Raw genomic sequence first — 308 nt, forward strand, 5'->3', positions numbered from 1 at the left:
GTCCCCCGACCTGTGGCTCTGGTACTCGTATCTGCGCACGGGCCGCGCCGACGTTTTCCGTTTCGCCGAGGCGATGACCCGCCACACTGGCGAGGTCGATGTGTACCACCTGGGCCGGTTCAAGGGCCTCGGGTCCCGACACAACGTGCAGCACTGGGGGTGCTCGGCCAAGCAGCTGCGCATCTCGACGCCCGCGTATCGCCGCTTCTACCACTACCTCACCGCCGACGAGCGCGTCGGCGACCTCCTCGATGAGCTACGCGATAGCGACGAGACGTTCCTCGGGCTGGATCCCACGCGCAAGGTGC

Annotated in this window: 1 pseudogene; it reads left to right on the forward strand. The window is 67.2% G+C overall.

Annotated elements, in window-relative coordinates:
- Nucleotides 1-308, forward strand: a pseudogene (locus SB754_RS19710) (Tat pathway signal sequence domain protein); the annotation flags it as partial.

The sequence above is a fragment of the Leifsonia sp. SIMBA_070 genome, from assembly GCF_046534635.1.
In the GTDB taxonomy this organism is placed as follows: Bacteria; Actinomycetota; Actinomycetes; order Actinomycetales; family Microbacteriaceae; genus Leifsonia.